21 protein-coding genes are annotated in these 19,711 nt (G+C 70.4%); 4 read left to right on the top strand and 17 right to left on the bottom strand.

All coding sequences use genetic code 11. The features are described 5' to 3' along the window. Window positions 1-3 precede the first annotated feature (3 nt). Window positions 4-813: a CPBP family intramembrane glutamic endopeptidase gene (locus ACWDY5_RS20965; protein WP_449723855.1), complete on the top strand. Its 810-nt coding sequence runs from the start codon at window positions 4-6 to the stop codon at window positions 811-813. A 307-nt stretch (window positions 814-1,120) separates the two neighbouring features. Here ACWDY5_RS20965 and ACWDY5_RS20960 read toward each other — a convergent pair whose 3' ends face one another. Together ACWDY5_RS20960 and ACWDY5_RS20955 are read right to left on the bottom strand one after the other, a co-directional pair. Beyond that, window positions 1,121-1,924 (bottom strand): glutamate ABC transporter substrate-binding protein, encoded by an 804-nt coding sequence (locus ACWDY5_RS20960; protein ID WP_449723854.1) that lies wholly within the window; start codon window positions 1,922-1,924, stop codon window positions 1,121-1,123. Window positions 1,925-2,030: 106 nt separating this feature from the next. Next, complete coding sequence (locus tag ACWDY5_RS20955) at window positions 2,031-2,654, bottom strand: DM13 domain-containing protein (protein WP_449723853.1); 624 nt, start codon at window positions 2,652-2,654, stop codon at window positions 2,031-2,033. A gap of 157 nt (window positions 2,655-2,811) precedes the next feature. Between ACWDY5_RS20955 and ACWDY5_RS20950 the strand changes: the two genes are divergently transcribed. After that, entirely contained in the window at window positions 2,812-4,053 is a 1,242-nt protein-coding gene (locus ACWDY5_RS20950) for an arginine deiminase (protein WP_252485653.1), read from the top strand. 138 nt (window positions 4,054-4,191) lie between these two features. Further along, entirely contained in the window at window positions 4,192-4,731 is a 540-nt protein-coding gene (locus ACWDY5_RS20945) for a ferritin (RefSeq protein WP_283662430.1), read from the top strand. A 66-nt stretch (window positions 4,732-4,797) separates the two neighbouring features. Here ACWDY5_RS20945 and ACWDY5_RS20940 read toward each other — a convergent pair whose 3' ends face one another. The 4 genes from ACWDY5_RS20940 to ACWDY5_RS20925 all read right to left on the bottom strand — a co-directional run bounded on the left by ACWDY5_RS20940 (window position 4,798) and on the right by ACWDY5_RS20925 (window position 7,815). Beyond that, on the bottom strand, window positions 4,798-5,289 hold the full coding sequence (locus tag ACWDY5_RS20940; protein ID WP_256510388.1) for a SigE family RNA polymerase sigma factor: 492 nt from the start codon (window positions 5,287-5,289) through the stop codon (window positions 4,798-4,800). 49 nt (window positions 5,290-5,338) lie between these two features. Then, on the bottom strand, window positions 5,339-6,172 hold the full coding sequence (locus ACWDY5_RS20935; RefSeq protein ID WP_449723852.1) for a hypothetical protein: 834 nt from the start codon (window positions 6,170-6,172) through the stop codon (window positions 5,339-5,341). Beyond that, window positions 6,169-6,663 carry a SigE family RNA polymerase sigma factor gene (locus tag ACWDY5_RS20930; protein ID WP_283666043.1) on the bottom strand — a complete coding sequence of 165 codons (495 nt, stop codon included), beginning with the start codon at window positions 6,661-6,663 and terminating at the stop codon, window positions 6,169-6,171. Before ACWDY5_RS20930 ends, ACWDY5_RS20935 begins: the two co-directional genes overlap by 4 nt. A gap of 201 nt (window positions 6,664-6,864) precedes the next feature. Then, window positions 6,865-7,815 (bottom strand): DUF5926 family protein, encoded by a 951-nt coding sequence (locus tag ACWDY5_RS20925; protein ID WP_449723851.1) that lies wholly within the window; start codon window positions 7,813-7,815, stop codon window positions 6,865-6,867. 119 nt (window positions 7,816-7,934) lie between these two features. Here ACWDY5_RS20925 and ACWDY5_RS20920 point away from each other — a divergent pair, with 119 nt between their 5' ends. After that, window positions 7,935-9,128, top strand: coding sequence for a cytochrome P450 (locus ACWDY5_RS20920; protein ID WP_449723938.1), 1,194 nt, complete (start codon window positions 7,935-7,937; stop codon window positions 9,126-9,128). Here the strand turns inward: ACWDY5_RS20920 and ACWDY5_RS20915 are convergent. From ACWDY5_RS20915 to ACWDY5_RS20865, 11 genes are all read right to left on the bottom strand, one after another. After that, on the bottom strand, window positions 9,125-10,033 hold the full coding sequence (locus ACWDY5_RS20915; protein WP_449723850.1) for a DUF4328 domain-containing protein: 909 nt from the start codon (window positions 10,031-10,033) through the stop codon (window positions 9,125-9,127). The two genes, ACWDY5_RS20920 and ACWDY5_RS20915, sit on opposite strands and share 4 nt — an antisense overlap. Before the next feature lie 4 nt (window positions 10,034-10,037). Next, entirely contained in the window at window positions 10,038-10,346 is a 309-nt protein-coding gene (locus ACWDY5_RS20910) for a rhodanese-like domain-containing protein (protein WP_449723849.1), read from the bottom strand. A 65-nt stretch (window positions 10,347-10,411) separates the two neighbouring features. Then, the gene (locus ACWDY5_RS20905) at window positions 10,412-11,320 is read right to left on the bottom strand and encodes a hypothetical protein (protein ID WP_449723848.1); all 909 of its coding nucleotides are present in this window, start codon (window positions 11,318-11,320) and stop codon (window positions 10,412-10,414) included. An 18-nt stretch (window positions 11,321-11,338) separates the two neighbouring features. Then, complete coding sequence (locus tag ACWDY5_RS20900; protein WP_252485659.1) at window positions 11,339-11,884, bottom strand: SigE family RNA polymerase sigma factor; 546 nt, start codon at window positions 11,882-11,884, stop codon at window positions 11,339-11,341. A gap of 177 nt (window positions 11,885-12,061) precedes the next feature. Continuing rightward, a complete protein-coding gene (locus tag ACWDY5_RS20895) occupies window positions 12,062-13,687 on the bottom strand; it encodes a solute symporter family protein (protein ID WP_449723847.1) in 1,626 nt (541 codons plus the stop codon). Continuing rightward, window positions 13,684-14,034: a DUF485 domain-containing protein gene (locus tag ACWDY5_RS20890; protein WP_449723846.1), complete on the bottom strand. Its 351-nt coding sequence runs from the start codon at window positions 14,032-14,034 to the stop codon at window positions 13,684-13,686. Before ACWDY5_RS20890 ends, ACWDY5_RS20895 begins: the two co-directional genes overlap by 4 nt. 194 nt (window positions 14,035-14,228) lie before the next feature. Further along, entirely contained in the window at window positions 14,229-16,019 is a 1,791-nt protein-coding gene (locus tag ACWDY5_RS20885; RefSeq protein WP_449723845.1) for a sodium/solute symporter, read from the bottom strand. A gap of 12 nt (window positions 16,020-16,031) precedes the next feature. Beyond that, window positions 16,032-16,442 carry a hypothetical protein gene (locus ACWDY5_RS20880; protein WP_449723844.1) on the bottom strand — a complete coding sequence of 137 codons (411 nt, stop codon included), beginning with the start codon at window positions 16,440-16,442 and terminating at the stop codon, window positions 16,032-16,034. After that, window positions 16,439-17,224 (bottom strand): LytR/AlgR family response regulator transcription factor, encoded by a 786-nt coding sequence (locus tag ACWDY5_RS20875; protein WP_252485664.1) that lies wholly within the window; start codon window positions 17,222-17,224, stop codon window positions 16,439-16,441. Before ACWDY5_RS20875 ends, ACWDY5_RS20880 begins: the two co-directional genes overlap by 4 nt. 306 nt (window positions 17,225-17,530) lie before the next feature. Continuing rightward, complete coding sequence (locus tag ACWDY5_RS20870) at window positions 17,531-18,640, bottom strand: aminotransferase class I/II-fold pyridoxal phosphate-dependent enzyme (protein ID WP_449723843.1); 1,110 nt, start codon at window positions 18,638-18,640, stop codon at window positions 17,531-17,533. A 214-nt stretch (window positions 18,641-18,854) separates the two neighbouring features. After that, window positions 18,855-19,688: a S49 family peptidase gene (locus ACWDY5_RS20865; protein WP_449723842.1), complete on the bottom strand. Its 834-nt coding sequence runs from the start codon at window positions 19,686-19,688 to the stop codon at window positions 18,855-18,857. Window positions 19,689-19,711: the final 23 nt, after the last annotated feature.

The raw sequence follows: 19,711 nt of genomic DNA, 5'->3' as shown, positions 1-19,711 counted from the left end.
AGCATGGCGAGCGTGATCGGCAGGTGGCTGAACCCGGCGCGGCCGGAGATCGAGGTGATCACCGACCCGGTGCAGCGGCGGGCGGTGTGGATCGAGCTGGCGATCGTGTTCGCCGCGACGCTGGGCCTCTCCGGCCTGCGCAGCCTGCTCTCCCTCATCGGTTCGCTGTTGCAGCCCAAGCCGCTGAGCCAGCAGTCGGTGGCGCTCAACGTCTCCCGCTCCACGCTCAGCCTGCTCGACCTCGCGCACCAGCTGCTCGGCGTGCTGCAACTGCTCGCCTGGGGCGCGCTCGGGGCCTACCTGCTGTGGAAGGCGGGCAAGAAGCTCGCCGAGGTCGGTCTGGACCGGCGGCGGCTGGGCTCTGACACGCTGCGCGGACTGGGCCTCGCCGCGCTGATCGGCCTGCCCGGCATCGCCTTCTACCTCATCACCAGGGCGATGGGGCTGAACCTGACCGTGGTGCCCTCGGCACTGGATGACACCTGGTGGCGCACCCCGGCGCTGATCCTGTCCGCGATCGGCAACTCCTGGGCCGAGGAGGTGCTGGTGGTCGGCTACCTGATCACCAGGCTGCGCATGCTCGGCTGGTCGGAGAACCGGTCGCTGGCGGTCTCCGCGGTGCTGCGCGGCTCGTACCACCTGTACCAGGGCTTCGGCGGGTTCGCGGGCAACATCGTGATGGGGCTGGTCTACGGCCGGGTCTGGCAGCGCACCAACCGGCTCACCGCGCTGGTGGTGGGACACGCGGTGATCGACATCGTCGCCTTCGTCGGCTACGCGCTGCTGCGGGGTTCGGTGTCCTGGCTGCCGTGAGGCGGGGAACTGACGGACGGGCGGGGCATCTCCAGGGTGGGGGGCACGGAGCAGGCCCCGCCCGTCCGGGTGCCGGAGGGGGCGGGCAGCTATCCCCTACGGCTTCGCACGGTCTGACCGGGCGGTGTCAGACCGGGATTAAGTCCATGGCCGACACGATAGGGGTAAAAGAGCCAATTCCAAGCCCTCGGACATTAGTTCAACCCAGGGAGGGAGTACCGATCAAACCAAGGTCGGATACTGCATCCGACTATCGTTGGTCTGGATCACTCCAGCGGACCAGTCGGGCTTTGCCGGCCCTTATAGGTCATGGCGAGTCGAGAACGTCGGGTGGTTCAGGAATCTTATAGCCAGATTTTCCGATGTTCGCTTCGACGGCTCGTTTCCAGCTGCCGTCGGAAACCATCTTGCGCAGCGCGGCGGTCACCTTGGCCGTGCGCTCGTCGCCCTTGCGCAGCCCGATGCCGTAGCGCTCCTGGGAGAACGGCTTGCCGACCAGCTTGAACTTCTCCGGCTGCGCGGCGGCGTACCCGGCCAGGATCACGTCGTCGGTGGTGACCGCGTCCACCGGGTCCTCCGGGTCCTCCAGCGCCACCAGGCACTCGGGGTAGGACGGGAACACCCGCAGGGTCACGTTCTTGGCGTAGGCCTGCTTGACCTTCTCCGCCGGGGTGGAGCCCTGCACCGAGCACAGCTTCCAGTCGCTCTGGTTCAGCGACTCCGGCCCGGTGATGTCCGAGGTGGTCTTGCGGACCAGCAGGGCCTGCCCGGCCACGAAGTACGGCCCGGCGAAGTCGACCTTCTTCTTGCGCGTGTCGCTGATCGAGTAGGTGGCCGCGACCAGGTCGACCTTGCCCTGCTCCAGCAGGGTCTCCCGCTCGGCGCTCTTGGCCTCGACGAAGGTGATGTTGCCCGGGTGCACGCCGAGCTCCTTGGCCACGTAGCGGGCCACGTCCACGTCGAACCCGGCGAAGCTGTTGTCCCCGGTCTTCTGGCCGAGCCCCGGCTGGTCGAACTTGATGCCGACGGTGAGCTTGGGGCCACCCGGCGGCGGGGCGTCCACCGGCTCAGCCGGGGAACCGAAGATGCCACAGCTCGTGAGAGCTCCCACCGCGACAACCGCGGTGCACACGTGCCACAGCGCACGAACCTGACGCATTCCGTCGTTCCCTCCGGACCCGGTCGACTCCGGGGGAGGCTACCCGAACGGGTGAGCGTCACAGCGTGAGCGGGGCGGAACCGAATGCGACGTTGAACCGGTCGCACCAGATGACCACACTGCGCAGGCCGTCCAGCTTCGCCTCGGCCGGAATGGCGTAGTTCTGGTTGCCGTGGGTGGCCTTGAGCTTGCCCAGCTTCACAAAGCGCCCGTCGTCGTACTTGCCCCATTCGCCGCCTGCTGACTGATCGGTCAGCCACACGTGCAGGTCGGGACCGTCGCTGCTGGCCAGGCCGGTGAGGCGGAGCACCCGGGAGCCGTCAGCCAGGCGCAGCACGGCGGCCTTGCCCTTGGTCGGGTGCTCCTGGGAGACGAAGTCGCCGGCAGCCAGGGTGCCGGGCTGGGCCGGTGGCGCGGTGGCGCCCGGCGCTCCGGTGCCAGGGCCGCCCGCGCCCGGCGTTCCCGTGCCCGGCGTTCCCGCGCCCGGCGCTTCCGTGCCCGGTGCCCCCGTGCCCGGCGCTTCCGTGCCCGGCGCGCTGGTGGCCGGGGTCCCGGCGGACGGGCTGAGCGGGGCCTCCGCCGCCGCGCCGGTGGGCAGGGCCTCGTCCACCGTGCTGCTGGTGAACAGCTTCCAGGGCTGGAACAGGTACAAACCGACGCCCAGAACCGTTGCGACAATCACAATCGCAACCAAAACGACCGGACGACGCAACAAACCGCGCTTCGGGGCCGTGTCCTGGTTCACAATCCGCCTCCTGAGGTTCGACTCCTTACATCCAAGCCGAAATCCTCTGATCAGCGCGCTGCCAGGAGCTTTCAAGAGCATTACGCTCCGCTGCGTGAGCGCCCACCAGATCGCAAGCGAGACCCCTGCCGCCGAGCCGATCCACCGGGTGGACAGCGAGGTCGGCCCGCTGCGCACCGTGCTGCTGCACCGGCCCGGCGCGGAGCTGAAACGACTCACCCCGCGTAACAACGACCAGCTGTTGTTCGACGGGGTGCCCTGGCTCGGCCGGGCCCAGCTGGAGCACGACGCGTTCGCCGAGACGTTGCGCTCGCGCGGGGTGGAGGTGCTGCTGCTGGGCGAGGTGCTGGTGGAGGCGCTGGCCGACCCGCGGGCCCGCTTCGGCGCGGTGCACTCCGCGGTGGACGAGCGTCAGCTGGGCCTGGACCTGGCCGACGCGCTGCGCTCGCACCTGACCGGGATGAAGGCCAAGGACCTGGCCGGAGTGCTGATGGCGGGCATGACCTTCGAGGAGCTGCCCGCCGCCGAGGGCGCCTCCCTGGTGCGCCAGATGCACCTGCCCACCGACTTCGCGGTCAACCCGCTGCCCAACCTGCTGTTCACCAGGGACTCCTCGGTGTGGGTGGCGGACAGGGTGGCCATCACCTCGCTCGCGCTGCCCGCGCGCAGCCGGGAGACCGCGCTGACCGACCTGATCTACGCCTACCACCCCAGGTTCAGCCGCACCGGCCGCGCCTACGGGGCGCACTCCGCGCCACTGGAGGGTGGCGACGTGCTGCTGCTGTCCCCCGGCGTGCTGGCCATCGGCGTCGGCGAGCGCACCACCCCGGCGGGCGCGGAGTCCTTCGCCCGCTCCGCCTTCGCCGACGGCCTCGCGCACACCGTGCTCGCGGTGCCGATCGAGCAGGAGCGGGCCACCATGCACCTGGACACCGTGTGCACCATGGTCGACCGGGACGCGGTGGTGATGTACCCGGCGGTGCGCGAGACCCTCTCCGCCTACCCGCTGCGCCCGGACGGCTCCGGCGGCGTGCTGGTGGACGGCCCGCTGCCGTTTCTGGGCGCGGCCGCCGAGGCGATGGGCATCGACCGGCTGCGAGTGATCGACACCGGCCTGGACGCGGTGACCGCCGAGCGCGAGCAGTGGGACGACGGCAACAACACGCTGGCCGTGGCGCCGGGCGTGGTGGTGGCCTACGAGCGCAACGTGGAGACCAACTCCCGGCTGGAGGACGCCGGGGTGGAGGTGCTGCGGATCGCGGGCAGCGAACTGGGCTCCGGCCGTGGTGGCCCTCGGTGCATGTCCTGCCCGATTGCGCGAGACACGCTCGGGTGAATTCAGCGGAAACGACTCGAGCAATTACGGAATGGAATTGGTCAAGCCAGCCTAACGAGAGTTTCGCAAAGGCTTGGCTAAGTTAGGCAAACCTGGCTTAAGCTGCAGAAACGCGAATTCGGTTGTATTCTTTTGGGCATGACCACGACCACCAAGTTCCAGCAGCTGTTGCAGACCCAGGTCCGGAATGAGCTCACCGCGTCGCAGCAGTACCTCGCCGTCGCGGTCTGGTTCGACGCCAAGGACCTCCCCCGCCTGGCCGCGCACTTCTACCGCCAGGCGCTGGAGGAGCGCAACCACGCCATGATGATCGTCCAGTACCTGCTGGACAACGGTCTCCCGGTGTCCATCCCCGGCGTGGACGAGGTGCGCAACGACTTCAGCTCCGTGCGCGAGCCGGTCGAACTGGCCCTCAACCAGGAGCGGCACGTCACCGACGAGATCACCGCGCTGGCCAAGTCCGCGCGGGACGAGGGCGACTACCTCGGTGAGCAGTTCATGCAGTGGTTCCTCAAGGAGCAGGTCGAGGAGGTCGCCGCCATGTCGACCCTGCTCACCATCGTGGACCGGGCAGGCGACAACCTGTTCAACATCGAGGACTTCCTGACCCGCGAGCACGTCGGCGACGAGGGCAGCGAAGACCCGACCGCGCCGCGGGTGGCCGGCGGCAGCCTCTGAGCCAGCACCGCTCCCACCACAGGCCGGCGCCCGTGGACCGCGACCCGGTCCACGGGCGCCGCCGGGTCAGTCCTCGCCGGTGTCCTCGCCGAGCTTGAGCCGCAGGGCCGCCATCGCCTTGCTGGCCTGGCTCTTCACCGTGCCCTTGGTGACGCCGAGGGACTCGGCGATCTCGGCCTCGGTCAGGTTGTCGTAGTAGCGGAGCACGATCACCGCGCGCTGGCGCGGCGGCAGCTCGCGCAGGGCCTGCCAGAGCGGCTCGTTCTCCAGCCGGTCGGCTTGCTCGTAGCTCTGGCTGTCCTCCGGCAGGTCGGCGACCAGGCTCTCCTTGCGCACCCGGCGCCAGCGGCTGACGTGCGTGTTGGCCATCGCCCGCCGCACGTAGGCCTGCGGGTTGACCTCCTGGCGAAGCAGTTTGCGCCAGCGGGTGCCGACCTTCTCCAGCACCGACTGCACCAGGTCGGCGGCATCGTGCGGATTACCGGTCAGCGCGTGCCCGTACCGCAGTAGCGCGGGCAGCGACATCCGCACGAACTCGCCAAAATCCTCGTCCACCAAGCCCCCATGTCACCCATCCCCGCCTAAGGATAGGAGGTGGGCCCAGGGGTCATGGGTAACAGTCCTGCTCTTTCAACTCGAGTCGAATCTCTTTGACCGAGTTGTTCTGCATGATGAACCAGTAGTTGGCCGCCGCATTGCCGGGAACCGCGACCACGCGCTCGCCGACCGCGCCGTGATCGGTGCCGTACTTCGGGTAGACCCGGTCGAAGTCGGCGACCGGCGCGCCCACGCCGATGCCCTCCGAGGTGCGCTCATCGCCGCGGCCGTTGATCCGCACCACGCCCTTGGCCTTGGAGATCACCACGCTGTAGAAGCCCGCGGCCCTGGGGCTGCCCGCGTAGTCGTAGCCGAAGCAGCCGGTGTTGGACTCGGGCTTGGCGTTGGGCTTGATCAGCCCGGTGGCCACCGCCTGCTCCTGGGGCATGCCCAGCCGCAGGCCCCGGTAGGACACCGGCCCCATCAGCTCGGTGCCGAAGGTCTTGGGCGGGATGGTCGAGGTGGGCGTCTTGCTGGAGGAGCTGGGCGCAGTGCCCTGGCCGGAGCCGACACCGCTGCCGCCACGACTGGGCGTGGTGGTCGTGGCGCTGGACTGGTCCCCGGCCGAGCTGCTGGGCGCCGAGGTCGGCGCGGGCGTGGTGGTGAAGGTCAGCGACGTGGTGTCCGCCGGCTGCACCGTGTTGGTCTGCTCCGGCTGCAGCACGGCCAGCGTGCCGGCCACCACGGCCAGCGCGCTCAGCGCACCGGTCGCGGCCACGGCCGCCCTGCGGCGCCGCTGCCTGCGCTTGACCCCGGTGAGCACCGCGTGCTCGGCATCCGGCAGGGGACGTAGCTCCAGCCGATCGTCGGAGAAGAGCCTGCGCAGCTCGTCGTCGACGTTCATCGTTGATCCCCTCCTCCGACCAGTGAGCCCAGTTTGCCGCGAAGCGTCACCATGGCCTTGCTCGTCTGACTCTTGACCGTGCCCTTGCTCACTCCGAGCGCCTCCGCGATCTCGGCTTCGGAAAGCCCTTCGTAGTACCGCAGCACGATCACCGCGCGCTGCCGCGGCGGCAGGTCCCGCAGGGCCTGCCACAGCGGTTCGTTCTCCAGCCGGTCGGCCTGCACGTAGGACCGCACGTCCGGCAGGTCGGCGACCAGGCTCTCCTTGCGCACCCTGCGCCAGAAGCTGATGTGCGTGTTCGCCATCGCCCGCCGCACGTAGGCGGCCGGGTTGTCCGACTGCCGCAGCACGGTGTGCCACCGCGAGCCGATCTTCTCCAGCACCGACTGCACCAGGTCGGCCGCGTCGTGCGGGTTGCCGGTGAGCGCGTGCCCGTAGCGCAGCAGCCCCGGCAGGGACATGCGGACGAACTCACCGAAGTCTTCCCGCACCGTGGCTCCCCCAGCCGCGCTGTTCTCGATCTCCCCCACACCCGGCACGGCGGGCGCCAGCCCCACTCCCGTACCGAAGACCCAGCCCGGTGCCGCCACCGCTGACGCTCCCCTCCATGCGACCCGACCGCGGGCCGCCGACATGAGGTTCACGTCTGGTGGTGCGCCAGGGTTGCCCTGGCGCCCATACCAATCGGACCGTTACCGGAGCGTTACCTGACGACCGCGCAGGCCGTCGCGGGAACGGCGCTCGGCCTCGGACAGCGGCTCACTGTCCAGGGAGGCGAGTGCGCTGGTCAGCCGCTCGCCGAGGGCGGAAGCCGGCTGCGCCCACTCCTTGGAGTGCTGCTCGCGGTCCACGTCCCACACCGGCACCAGCAGGCCGTGCGCGCGGAAGGAGCCGGCGTAGCGGGAGCCCTCGCCCAGGTCGTGCTCGCCGCGCACGGCCAGCCGGGCCAGCGCGGCCAGCAGCCGCTCCTCCTGCTCCGGCCGGACCCAGCGCACGTGCGCCTTGTCCCCGGCGTCCACCCAGTAGGCCGCGTGCACGCCCTCGGCCACCACCGGCTCGGTGGGCATGATCGCCGCGTTGGCCCGCTCCAGGGACAGCGCCACGTCGCCGGTCTGCTCGGCGTCGGCCGGGATCCACCAGGAGAAGTCGGCGTGCAGCTCGACCTCGAGGCGCGCGTCCGGCACCAGCAGGTCCTGCAGGCGCAGGGTCTCGCCCTCGGCCGCGGCCGGGGCCACCGACAGCGCGTTGCCCGGTTCGGCGGTCTGCGCCCAGCGCAGCGCGCGGGCCAGGTCGCCGCTGATGTCGCCGGTGCGGGTCTGCACCTGGAGGCCGATGAAGGCGGCGCCGTCAGTGCGGACCAGCGCGGCGGCGGCCATCGGCAGCACAGTGGCCACGGTGACCGGGCGGGCGCCGGCCTCGGCCAGCGGCAGCGCCGCGGTGGCCGATGGCACGAACTCGCGCAGCGCGATCAGGTCCGGCTCGGCGGCCAGGCCCTCGAACGGCCGGATGACCATCACATCGGCGGCCGAACCGCCGTGGCAGGCCTTGTACCGCTTGCCGGAGCCGCACGGACAGGGCTGACGCGGCCCGATGCCACCCTCGGCGGCTTGGTTCTTGCGTTTGGCCGCGGTGCGCTTGGCCATCCGGTCCTCCTAGGGAAACTGGTGATCTGCCGGACCGTAGCAGGGGCGCGAGCACGTATTTCTACCCAGGACTCGCCACTCGGATGGACGAGTGACACGCCCAGGACTTACCGTCGGTGATCGTGTCTCCCTTTGCTCCGAACGATCCGGCGTTCATCGCCGACCCGTACCCGCGGTTCGCGCAGCTGCGGGCGGAGGGAGAGGTGCACTGGCACCCTGAGCTGGGTCTGGCGGTCGCGGTCTCGCACTCGGCCTGCTCCGCGCTGCTGCGGCACCGCGCGCTGGGCCGGGTGTGGCAGGACGCCTGCCCGGTGGACAGCTTCGCCGCGTTCAACCTGCTGCACCGCAACTCGCTGCTGGAGAACGAACCGCCCAAGCACACCAGGCTGCGCAGGCTGGTGGCCACCGCCTTCGCCCGCGGTCACACCGAGCGACTGCGCCCGTGGGTGAACACGCTGGCCGACCAGCTGGTGGACACCCTGGCTTCGCGGATCGCGGTGGACGAGCAGGCCGACCTGCTCAAGACGGTGGCCGAGCCGCTGCCGGTGGAGGTGATCGCCGAGCTGCTCGGCGTGCCCGCGCCGGACCGGCACCTGCTGCTGCCCTGGTCGCACACGATCGTGAAGATGTACGAGTACGGCCTGGCCGAGGATCGCCGTCAGGCCGCGGAGCAGGCGTCGGCGGAGTTCGTCGGCTACCTGCGCGAGCTGATCGGGCACCGCCGGGCCAACCCGGGCGAGGACCTGGTCAGCGACCTGGTCTCGGTGGCCGACACCGACGGCGAGCGGCTGACCTCCGACGAGCTGGTGGCCACCGCGGTGCTGCTGCTGATGGCCGGGCACGAGGCCACCGTGAACGTGGTCGGCAACGGCGTGCTGGCCCTGATGCGCCACCGGGACCAGTGGGACCGCCTGGTCGCCGAACCCGAGCTGCTGCCCAGCGCGGCCGAGGAGCTCATCCGCTACGACTCCCCGCTGCAGCTGTTCGAGCGCACCGCCACCGCCGAGGTGGAGATCGCCGGCTACCGCCTCCAGCCCGGCGACAAGATCGCCGCCCTGCTCGGCGCCGCCGCCCGCGACCCCGAGGTCTTCACCGACCCGGACCGCCTCGACCTGGGCCGCTCCCCCAACCCGCACCTGGGCTTCGGCGCAGGCATCCACTACTGCCTGGGCGCGCCACTGGCCAGGGTGGAGGTCACCGCGATCTTGGACGCGCTGCGCAGACGACTGCCCAACTTGAAGCTGGCAGCCGAACCGGAACGCCGCGCGGAGTTCGTGATCCGCGGCCTGCGCACCCTGCCGGTGACGGCCTAGCGGGCCGCGTCCTTGGGGCGTTCTTTGCGGGGCAGCTGCGGGAGTTCAGCGCCACGCACGCTGATCAGCTCGAAGCGCTGCACCGTCGCCGGGTTCACCGGAGCCAGCAGCGCGTTGTAGCGCTTGAGCAGCCGGGCCGAGCGGATGGCCACCAGCGCGAGCAGGGCGTCGGCCGCCAGGTGCCAGAGCACGCCGTCGGCCTGGGCCTGCACGCCGGTGCGCAGCGACCAGAGCAGGGTGGTGCCGGAGACCAGCAGGCTGGCCGCCCAGATGAGCCACCACTGGGACAGCTCGCGGGAGGGCTTGGGCCGCTCGGCGGGCGGCTTGTCCAGGATGGTGTGCTCGAGCTCGGCCAGGGTGGCGCCGGGCAGCAGCAGGTTGACGCCCGGGATCAGCAGGCCGGCCACGACCTGCCAGTTCGGCCGGTCCGGGCGGGTGCCGGTGAGCTCGCCGGCTACCTGGCGGGCGCGCAACAGCCACAGGATGCCGACCAGTGCGGCCAGCGCGGCGCTGACCGGGGTGATCACGCCGCCGGTGACCACCAGCGCGTCCGAGGTGTGCAGCAGGCCGGCTGGCAGCACCGCGTTCCGGCTTACCAGCAGCAGGATGTAGCGCAGCAGCTCGGCCAAGGCGGTGAGCGCGGCGGCCGCGCCGGTGATCCAGAGCAGCGGCAACGCGCTGCCGGCCAGCGCGCGCATCCGGTCCACCGGCTGGGCCACCGGCTTGTCCGCGCCGGGCACCGCGGTCGGCCAGCGCCAGGTCAGCGCGGGGAAGCCCCAGCGTGGCGGGGCCGGGTAGGCGGGCGGGCCGGAGTAGTGCGGCTCCGGCCTGCGCGGGCGGTACGGGCGCAGCGGAACCGGTGGACTGGCGACCCAGTCCACCCGCATCGGCTGCATCGGCTGCATGGCCTCAGATCACCGTCGGCTCGGCGCCGGACTCGCCGACCAGCGGACGGCCGGCGGCCTGCCAGTGCTGCATGCCGCCGTCGACGTTGACCGCGTCCCAGCCGTTCTGGTTGAGGTAGGCGGTAACCCTGGCGGAGCGGCCGCCGCTGCGGCAGACCACGTGCACCAGCCCGTCATTGGGCAGCTCGTCGAGTCGTTCCACCAGCTGACCCATGGGGATGTGCTTGGCGCCCTCGGCGTGCCCTGCGCTCCACTCGTCGTCCTCGCGGACGTCGAGCAGGTAGGCGTCCTGCGGGACCTCGTGCGCTGCCACGGCCGGCACCTGAGACGGGTTCACCCCGCGATACTCCCATGTCCCGGTGTGGCGGCAGCGTGAACTCAGCCGAGGTCGGCCATGGCCTCGGCGACCTTGGCCAGCTGCTCCTGGCTCAGCGGCAGCTCCTCGAAACCGGCGGGCCCGGCCGGCGGGATCGGGCTGCCGTCGTCGGTGGTGGTGCCGGTGGTGGCGGTGACGTTGTAGAAGCGGCCGCTCGGGGTGTACACACCGATCCGGCGGGTGGGGTGCTTGCCGCCGTAGTCCGTGTCCGGGTACAGCTGCAGGATCGCGCCGTCCGGCCGGACCCGCCGCAGCGGCTCCTGGCAGCCGAGCCCGCTGCTGTACCGGTAGGACTCCGCGGCCAGCTCGGCCGAGCCGCCGAAGCGCCCCGCCTCCAGCCGCACGGTGCCGGGGACCTTCTTGCCGCCCACGTTGACCACCAGGTGGCCCCGGTTGGCGTTGACGTAGTTCTTGAACGCGACCGCGGCCCGCTCGCCGCTGGCCCCGCTGACCGCGTCGACGAAGGCAGGCAGGTAGCGCTGCTCCGGCAGGATCGCCCGCCCGACCGGGTCCGGCAGCTGCGGTGACGGGCAGAACTGCACCGGCGGCTTGAGCGCGGTGGTGCTGCTCGCCTCCGGCAGGCTGGTCCGGACCGGGGCCTCCAGCTGGGTCCAGCCCGGCAGGTCGAGCTCGGACTGCTTGCTGGTGGTGACCGGGGCGCTGGTGGCCGCGGGCGGCAGCGCGGTGGGGTCGCCGGTGAACAGGTTGCCGGAGATCGCGGTGGCGCCGAGGCCGATGACGCCGACGGCGGCCACCGAGGCGGCCACCGCGCTGATCCGGGTGACCAGCACGCGGCGCCGGCCGCGGCGGACGACCTCGGCCAAGTCCGTGCGTACCGCGGGCGCGGGTGTGTCCACGACCCGCTGGAGTGCGTTGCGCACGTCCTGCTCGTCGTGCCACATCTCGTTCACCGCCTCCGTACCTCCCATTCAGCGCCCTGCCGACAACAATGGCGGCGGGGTCTGGCCTGATCCGGGCGCCCCGTCCGTGCCGTTGGCGGCATGGTAGGCGGCCCGCAGCGTCTGCAGTCCACGTGCGGTCTGGCTCTTCACGGTGCCGGTGGTGCAGCCCAGCGCCTCGGCCACCTGCTCGACCGAGAGGTCCTGGATGAACCGGAGCACCAGCACCGCGCGCTGGCGGGGCGGCACCTGTTGCAGGGCGGCGGTGAGCGCCGCGCGCTCCTCGGCCGCGCCGTGGTCGGCCTCCACCGGCTGGTCCGGCACCTCGGCCACCGCGTGCTCGCGCGCCCTGCCCCGCCGCTTGGTGTCCAGGAAGGCCCTGGTGAGCACGGTGCGCAGGTAGGCGTCCGCGGTTTCCCGGTGCACCTTGGGCCAGCGGGCGTAGACCCGCACGAACGCGGTCTGCGCCAGTTCCTCGGCCTCCGACCAGTTCGCGCACAGCGCGTACCCGATCCGCCGCGCCGCGTCGAACCGAGCGGCGAAGAACTCGGCGAAGCCGTCATCGCGTCGCGCCAAGCTCCTGCCTCCTCGTGAACTACCCGGTCTGCTGCCTAATACGCCGGGGAGGAACCAAGGGTTGCACCGCGACCCGCTGGAAGTCTGTGCAGTTCCTGTCACGAAATGTCACAAAGTCTGTGACACAAGAAAAGCGGCCTCCCACCTGGGGAGACCGCTTTCTTGTAGATCGACTTCTCAGTGCTGGGTGGCCTTCTCGGCGCCCGCGCCGGTGAGCGCGCGGACCTCCATCTCGGCGTACTTGGCGTCGTTGCCGGGGTCCTTGCTGAGGACCGTGCCCAGGTAGCCGAGCAGGAACGCCAGCGGGATGGAGACGATGCCGGGGTTGTCCAACGGGAACAGGTGGAAGTCCACCCCGGTGATCATCGAGTTGGACCGGCCGGAGACCACCGGCGAGAACGCGATCAGCAACACCGTGCTGCCGAGGCCGCCGTAGATGCTCCACAGCGCGCCGGTGGTGTTGAACCGCTTCCAGAACAGCGAGTACAGGATGGTCGGCAGGTTCGCCGAGGCCGCCACCGCGAAGGCCAGCGCGACCAGGAAGGCGATGTTCTGCCCGTTGGCCAGGATGCCGCCGAGGATCGACACGATGCCGATCACCACCGCGGTCCGCCTGGCCACCTTGACCTCGGCGTTCTTGTCGTCCACCTGGCCGTTCTTGATCACGTTCGCGTAGATGTCGTGCGCGAAGGAGGCCGAGGCCGTGATGGTCAGCCCGGCCACCACCGCCAGGATGGTGGCGAAGGCGACCGCGGCGATGAAGCCGAGCAGCAGCGTGCCGCCGATCTCGAAGGCCAGCAGCGGGGCCGCCGAGTTCGCCTTGCCCGGCGCCGCCAGAATCCGGTCCGGTCCGACCAGCGCGGCCGCGCCGTAGCCCAGCACCAGGGTGAACAGGTAGAAGATGCCGATCAGCCAGATCGACCAGACCACCGAGCGGCGGGCCTCCTTGGCCGTGGGCACGGTGTAGAAGCGCATCAGGATGTGCGGCAGGCCCGCAGTGCCCAGCACCAGGGCCAGGCCGAGGGAGACGAAGTCGAGCTGGGTCAGCCCGCTCTTGCCGTACTGCAGGCCGGGGCCGAGCAGCTTCTCGCCGACCTTGGGGCTGTTCTCCACCGCCGCGCCGAGCAGCGCGGAGAGGTTGAAGCCGTACATGCCCAGCACCCACAGGGTCATCACGCCGGCGCCGACGATCAGCAGCACCGCCTTGATGATCTGCACCCAGGTGGTGCCCTTCATGCCGCCGATCAGCACGTACAGGATCATCAGCGCGCCCACGATGGCGATCACGATGGCCTGGCCCCAGCTGTCGCTGATGCCCAGCAGCAGCGCGACCAGTCCGCCCGCGCCGGCCATCTGCGCCAGCAGGTAGAAGAAGGACACCGCCAGCGTGGACAGCGCGGCCGCGGTGCGCACCGGTTTCTGCTTCATCCGGAAGCTGAGCACGTCGGCCATCGTGTACTTGCCGGTGTTGCGCAGCAGCTCGGCGACCAGCAGCAGCGCCACCAGCCAGGCCACCAGGAAGCCGATGGAGTACAGGAAGCCGTCGTAGCCGTAGATCGCGATGGCGCCCGCGATGCCGAGGAAGGAGGCGGCGGAGAGGTAGTCACCGGCGATCGCGATGCCGTTCTGCGGCCCGGTGAAGGCCCGCCCCGCGGCGTAGTAGTCCGCGGCGGACTTGGTGTTCTTGCTCGCCCGGAACACCACGATCAGCGTGATCACCACGAACCCGGCGAAGATGCTGATGTTGAGCACGGGCGAGCCCGTGGCCAGGCTCTGGGCCAGTACCGCTGTCGGCGCGCTCACTTGTCGCCCCCTTCGATCTGTTCCCTGATCCGCTCGGCCGCCGGGTCCAGGTGCTTGTTGGCGTGCCGGACGTAGAGGGTGGTGATCAGGAAGGTGGACACGAACTGGAGCAGGCCCAGCACGAGGCCGACGGTGATGTTGCCGGCCAGCTTGGTGCTCATGAACCCGTGCGCGTAGTCGGCCAGCAGCACGTACACCAGGTACCAGCTGAGGAACAGCACGGTCATCGGGAACACGAACCTGCGTAGCCGCCTGCGCAGTTCGGTGAATTCAGGGCCGGACTGGACAGCGCTCCAGACTTCCGGGTCTGGCGCTCCGCCCGTCTGCGGCCGCTCGGTGATGCTCACGATCCGGCCTCCTCGCTGAGGGTGTTGGCTCGGGACGTTAGTAGAGACCCAGGTCACTCGACCAAGGCTCGAACGAGGAACTGCGACCAACAGTCGGGTTAGGCGATAAGCGGTAGTGATTGCACGTTAAGTGGCTCGACGGTGGGATGTCATCCGAACAGGTGACAGGCTGTCACTCCTCCGTGGCGGGGGTTTCAACCTCGGTGACGACCAGTCGACTCGCGGGCCTTCTCCTCCGGCGTCCCGTACTTCTGGACTTCCCGGTCCTTGGTGAAGCCCAGCCGGTCGGGCGCGTGCAGCCGCAGCATGATCTGCGAGACGTCCGGCGGTATCCGCCGCCTGGACAGCTTGCTGACCACCACCATGGTCACGAACGCCACCGGCACGGTCACCGCGGCAGGCTGTTGCAGCAGCGGCACCGCGGCCCAGCCGCCGGTGCTGGCGCTGACGAAGTTCAGGATCGTGGTCAGCAGGGTCAGCCCGCCCCCGGCGATCATGCCGGCGGCCGCGCCGACCGAGGTCAGCCCGCGCCACCAGATGCCGAGCACCAGCAGCGGGCAGAAGGTGGACGCGGCGGTGGCCAGCGCCAGGCTCACCGCCTGCGAGACATCCAGCGAGGCGGCCATCAGCGCCATGCCCAGCGGCAGCGCCCCGGCCAGCAGCGCGGCCAGCCGGAAGTCCTTGAACCGCCCGGTCATCACGTCGGTGAACAGCACCCCGGCCACGCTGACCACCAGCCCGGAGGCGGTGGACAGGAACGCGGCGAAGGCGCCTGCCGCGACCAGCGCGGCCAGCACCTTGCCCAGCCAGTTGTCCAGCATCGCGGTGGGCAGCAACAGGATCGCCGCGTCGGTCTTGCCGGTGACCAGCAGCTGCGGCACGTACAGCCGGGACAGCGCGCCCAGGATGGTCGGGAACAGGTAGAACAGGCCGAGCAGGATCAGCACGTACAGCGTGGTCCGGCGGGCCGCCCTGCCATCGGGGTTGGTGTAGAAGCGGACCAGGATGTGCGGCAGGCCCATGGTGCCGAGGAAGGTCGCGAAGATCAGCGAGTAGATCTTGAACAGGCTCATCCCGTTGCCGTCGGCCTGCTGCGGCCGCAGCCAGTCCTCGTTGCGCACCGGCGAGCCCTTGACCACCGGCACCGCGGTGCCCGCCCGAAACTCCAGCCTGGTCTTCGCGCCGATGTCGTAGCTGGTGCCCGCCGCCCACAGCGCCTCGCCGTTGACGGGCTGGCCGTCGACCCGGCCGAAGGCGTTCAACTTGATCGTCTCGCCCACCTGGATCCGCACCGGCGTCTCCACGGTGACCGTGGTGTCGCTGGGAAAGGCCGGCGGCAGCGGCTCGTTCAGCGCCCGCTGCGGCCGCTGGTCGTTGATGAACACGATGACCAGCAGGAACGCCGGCAGCGAGATGGCGACCAGCTTCAGGTAGTACTGGAATGCCTGCACCATGGTGATCGCGCGCATGCCGCCGCCGACCACGTTGACCACCACCACCACGGCCACCCCGGCCACGCCGATCCAGGCAGGCAGGTGGGTCACCGTGGAGAAGGTCAGCCCGGCGCCCTGGAACTGCGGCACCAGGTAGAGCCAGCCGATCAGCATCACCACCCAGGTGGACAGCCTGCGCAGGTGCGTCGAGCCCAGCCGGGCCTCGGCGAAGTCGGGCACGGTGTAGGCGCCCGAACGGCGCAGCGGGGCGGCTACGAACAGCAGCAGGGAGAGATAACCGGCGGTGAAGCCCACCGGGTACCAGAGCGCGTCCGGACCGTCCCGGAACACCAGGCTGGCCACGCCGAGGAAGGAGGCGGCGGAGAGGTACTCACCGGAGATCGCGGCCGCGTTGTTGCTGGCCTTGACCCCCCGGGAGGCGACGAGGAAGTCCGAGGTGGTCTTGGAGCGCCAGGAGGCGACGAAGCCCAGGGCGAGGGTGGCCAGCACGGCCAGCACCACGCCGACGAGCGACCACTCGTTGAGCCCCAACTCCCGGGGCTCCTAGTTCTCGACCATGTCGATGAAGTCCTTCTCGTTGCGCTCGACCACGCGGTTGTACAGCGCGCCCACACCGATCAGCAGCGGATAGGCGGCCGCGCCGAGCAGCAGCCAGGGCAGCCGGACGCCGAACAGGGTGGCCGCGGCCACCTCCGGGAACAGCGCGAAGAGCACCGGCAGGCTACCCAGCACCACCGCGGTGATCACCGCGAGGGTGACCGCGACGACCAGCTGCTTGCGGATCAGCACCCGCACCACCTGCTCGCCGATCTGGGTCTGCTGCTCGATGTGCACCATGGTGCGCACCACCTTGCGCGCGCCCCGCCGCTCGGCCAGCACCACCTTGACCCGGCGCCGCCTGCGCTCGGCCTCCTGTTCGGCGGCCGAGTCCTCCGGCGGGCCGGGCTGGCTCACCGGTGGCCCCAGTTGTTCTTCGGCGAGCGCACCAGCCGGTCCTTGAGCTCCCTGGTGTGCCTGCGGCTGACCGGCAGCTCGACCGCGTCCTCGCCGCTGCCCACCCGCACGGTGTAGCCGGAGGTGGCCATCTTCAGCTCGGTGATCAGCCCCATCGCCACCAGGTAGGAGCGGTGGATGCGGACGAAGCCTGCGTCACCCCAGCGTTCCTCCAGCTGTGCCAGCGGAATCCGCACCAGGTGGCTGCCCTCCGCGGTGTGCAGGCGGGCATAGTCGCCCTGGGCCTCCACGTAGCGCACCGCGGCGCGCGGGATCAGCTTGGTGGTGCCCGCCAGCTCGACCGGGATGACCTCCTCGTCGACCGGCTCCTCCGCGGGCGCGGCCACGGTGGCCATCGAGGTGCGCTCGATCAGCCGCAGCACCCGCTCCAGCCGCTCCGGGTTGGGCGGTTTGCTGATGTAGTCCAGCGCGCCGAGGTTGTAGGCGGCCAGCGCGTGGTCACCGTGGCCGGTGACGAAGACCAGCGCGGGCGCGTCCTTCAGCCCGGTGATCACGGTGGCCATCTCCACCCCGGACAGGCCGGGCATCTGGATGTCGGCGAAGACCGCGTCCACCGCGGGCAGCCCGGCGGCGATCCGCTGCTGGAGCTCCGGATCCTGGCCGCGGATGATCCGCAGCGCTTCCAGCGCGTCCGAGGCCTCCAGGACGCGCCGCACCCTGGGGTTCTGCCGCAGCAGGTAACACAACTCGTCCAGGTTCTTGGGCTCATCGTCGACCGCCATGACGATGAGCCCGGGGGGGCTGCCGTTCGTACTCACGATGAGGTCAATCCTGCCGATACGTGGTGCCGACTGTCCACGAGCGAGCCACCCGCCAACGGGGTGACGCTGTTGATCGCTCAGCTATTACTTGGCTTGAACGACCGAGTCAATGCGTGGTGACGCCTCGTGGGAAAGATCGACCCACTCAGGTCATCTGTTCGGGCCGACACTATCACCCACAGTGATCAAACTCCGACTTCAACGCCGCAGGCCGGACCGTCGCCGCCCGGACCGGAGTGGCCGCGGTCCGGGCGGTCCCCATTGACCTCAGCCCGCCTGTCGCGCGGTCGCCTCGATCTCCCGCACGGACTCGGTGAGGATTTTCGCCACCCGCGCCAGAGTTTCTTCCTCGTGCACCGCGGAAATGGTGAACCGCAACCTGCCTTGGCCGATCGGCACCCCCGGGAACATCACCGGACTCAGGAAAACTCCCCGGGAGAGCACCAGCTCGTTGACCGGGATCACCAGGTTCTCGGTGCGCAGGTGCACCGGCACCACCGCGGTCGCGCCGCGCGCGTCCAGCCCGTGCTCCCGCAGCCGCTCGCGGAAGAACCGCGCCCGGTCCCGCAGCCGGGGGCTCAGCACGTGCCCCTCGGCGCGCAGGATGCGCAACGCGGCCAGGCAGCCCGCCGCCACCGCGGGCGGGATGCTCGCGGTCAGCAGGTGCGACATCGCGTGGAAGCGCAGGTAGTCGATCAGCTCGTGCGAGCCGGCCAGGTAGCCGCCCGCGGCGGCCAGCGACTTGCTCAGCGTGCCCATGTGGATGTCCACCGCGTCGTGCGGCAGGCCGTGGTGCTCCATGCTGCCGGTGCCGCGCGCGCCGATCACGCCGAGGCCGTGCGCGTCGTCGAGCAGGGTGACCGCGCCGTGCTCGCGGGCGATCCTGGCCACCGCGGCGACGTCCTCCACCTCACCGGCCATGCTGTAGACCCCGACGATGCCCACCAGCGTGGTCCGGCCGGGCTTGGCGTGCTCGGCCAGCAGCGCGGCCAGCGCCGCGTGGTCCCGGTGCGGGTAGTAGCGCAGCTCGGCGCCGGAGGACTTGGCGCCGAAGACCAGGCTGCCGTGCGCGGCCGCGTCCAGCACGATCAGGTCGCCCTTGCCCGCCAGCGCGGCCAGCGCGCCGAGGTTGGCGGCGAACCCGCTGTTGTAGAGCATCGCGGCCTCGGTGCCGTGCAGCTCGGCCAGCTCCTGGCTCAGCTCCTCGTGCACGTCGAAGTGCCCGGCCAGCGCGGGCGAGCTGTTCGCCCCCAGCCCGTACCGGCCCACCGCCTCGGTCACCGCCGCCGCGACCTCGGGGCGCTGGCCGAGGCCGAGGTAGTTCGACGAGGTGAAGTTGTGGCAGCGGGCCGGCGCGGCCATTGCCCCGTTCCGCATCACCGTCTCGCCGGCCGCACCCGCGTAGACGGTCGGGAAATAGAACTCCCTATCGGTCAGGTGAACCCGTGACCTGGACAGTTTCCTCTTCAGCGCAGTATTCATCGTCCCCGCTCTCCCCAGTTGTCCTGCTTTTCGCAGGCTACGGAAAATCAGCGGGAATGATGTTGTGCGGCATTGTGTGCGTTGAATCGGCAGGACTGCACAACGCGGCTCACAGTCCGAAGCGCGACCACATCGCCCGGTGTTCCAGCGCCTCGATGGCCGCGCCGCCGAGGCCCAGCCTGGCCAGCAGCGGGCGGCGCGGTTCGGAGACCACGATCTCCGCATCCGGCCAGCGCTTCTTGACCACCCCGCGCAGGGTGCCGATGCCGTCCACCAGGCCGAGCTCGGCGGCCTGGTCGCCGAGCCAGATCTCGCCGGTGAACAGCTCCTCCGGGCCGCCGGTCAGCTTCGCCCCGCGCCGCTGGGTGACCCACTCGCCGAAGCGCTCGTGCAGCCGGGACTGCAAACCCTTGAGCCAGACCACGTCCTCCGGCTTCTCCGGGCGGAACGGGTCAAGGCGGACCTTGTTCTCACCCGCGGTGTGCACCCGGCGCTCCACGCCGATGCGCTCCAGCAGCCCGTTGAGGCCGAAGCTGGAGCTGACCACGCCGATCGAGCCGACCAGCGAGGTGCTGTGCGCGTAGATCTCATCGCCCGCGCAGACCAGCCAGTAGCCGCCGGAGGCCGCCACGTCCTCGCAGAAGGCCAGCACCGGCACCTTCTTGGTCGCGGCCAGCTCCCGGATCCGGTCGGCCACCAGCGCGGACTGGGTGGGCGCGCCGCCGGGTGAGTTGATCGCCAGCGCCACCGCGACTAGCCGGTCGTGGCCGAAGGCGCGGCTGAGCGCGGACTCCATGGTGTTGATGTTGATCGTGTTCCTGGCCAGTGGCGACGGCGTCGGGCTGATCACGCCGTGCAGCCGGACCACGGCGACGACGGGCGAGCGGTCGACACGCTCGCCGATCATGGGCAGTTTCTTGGCCAACCGCTCGGCGACGTTCATGCCTGCGAGGGTACGGAAATTCC

This window comes from Crossiella sp. NPDC003009, from assembly GCF_053591555.1.
Note: the sequence above shows the minus strand (reverse complement) of the source record. Positions and strands in the feature narration are given on the sequence as shown.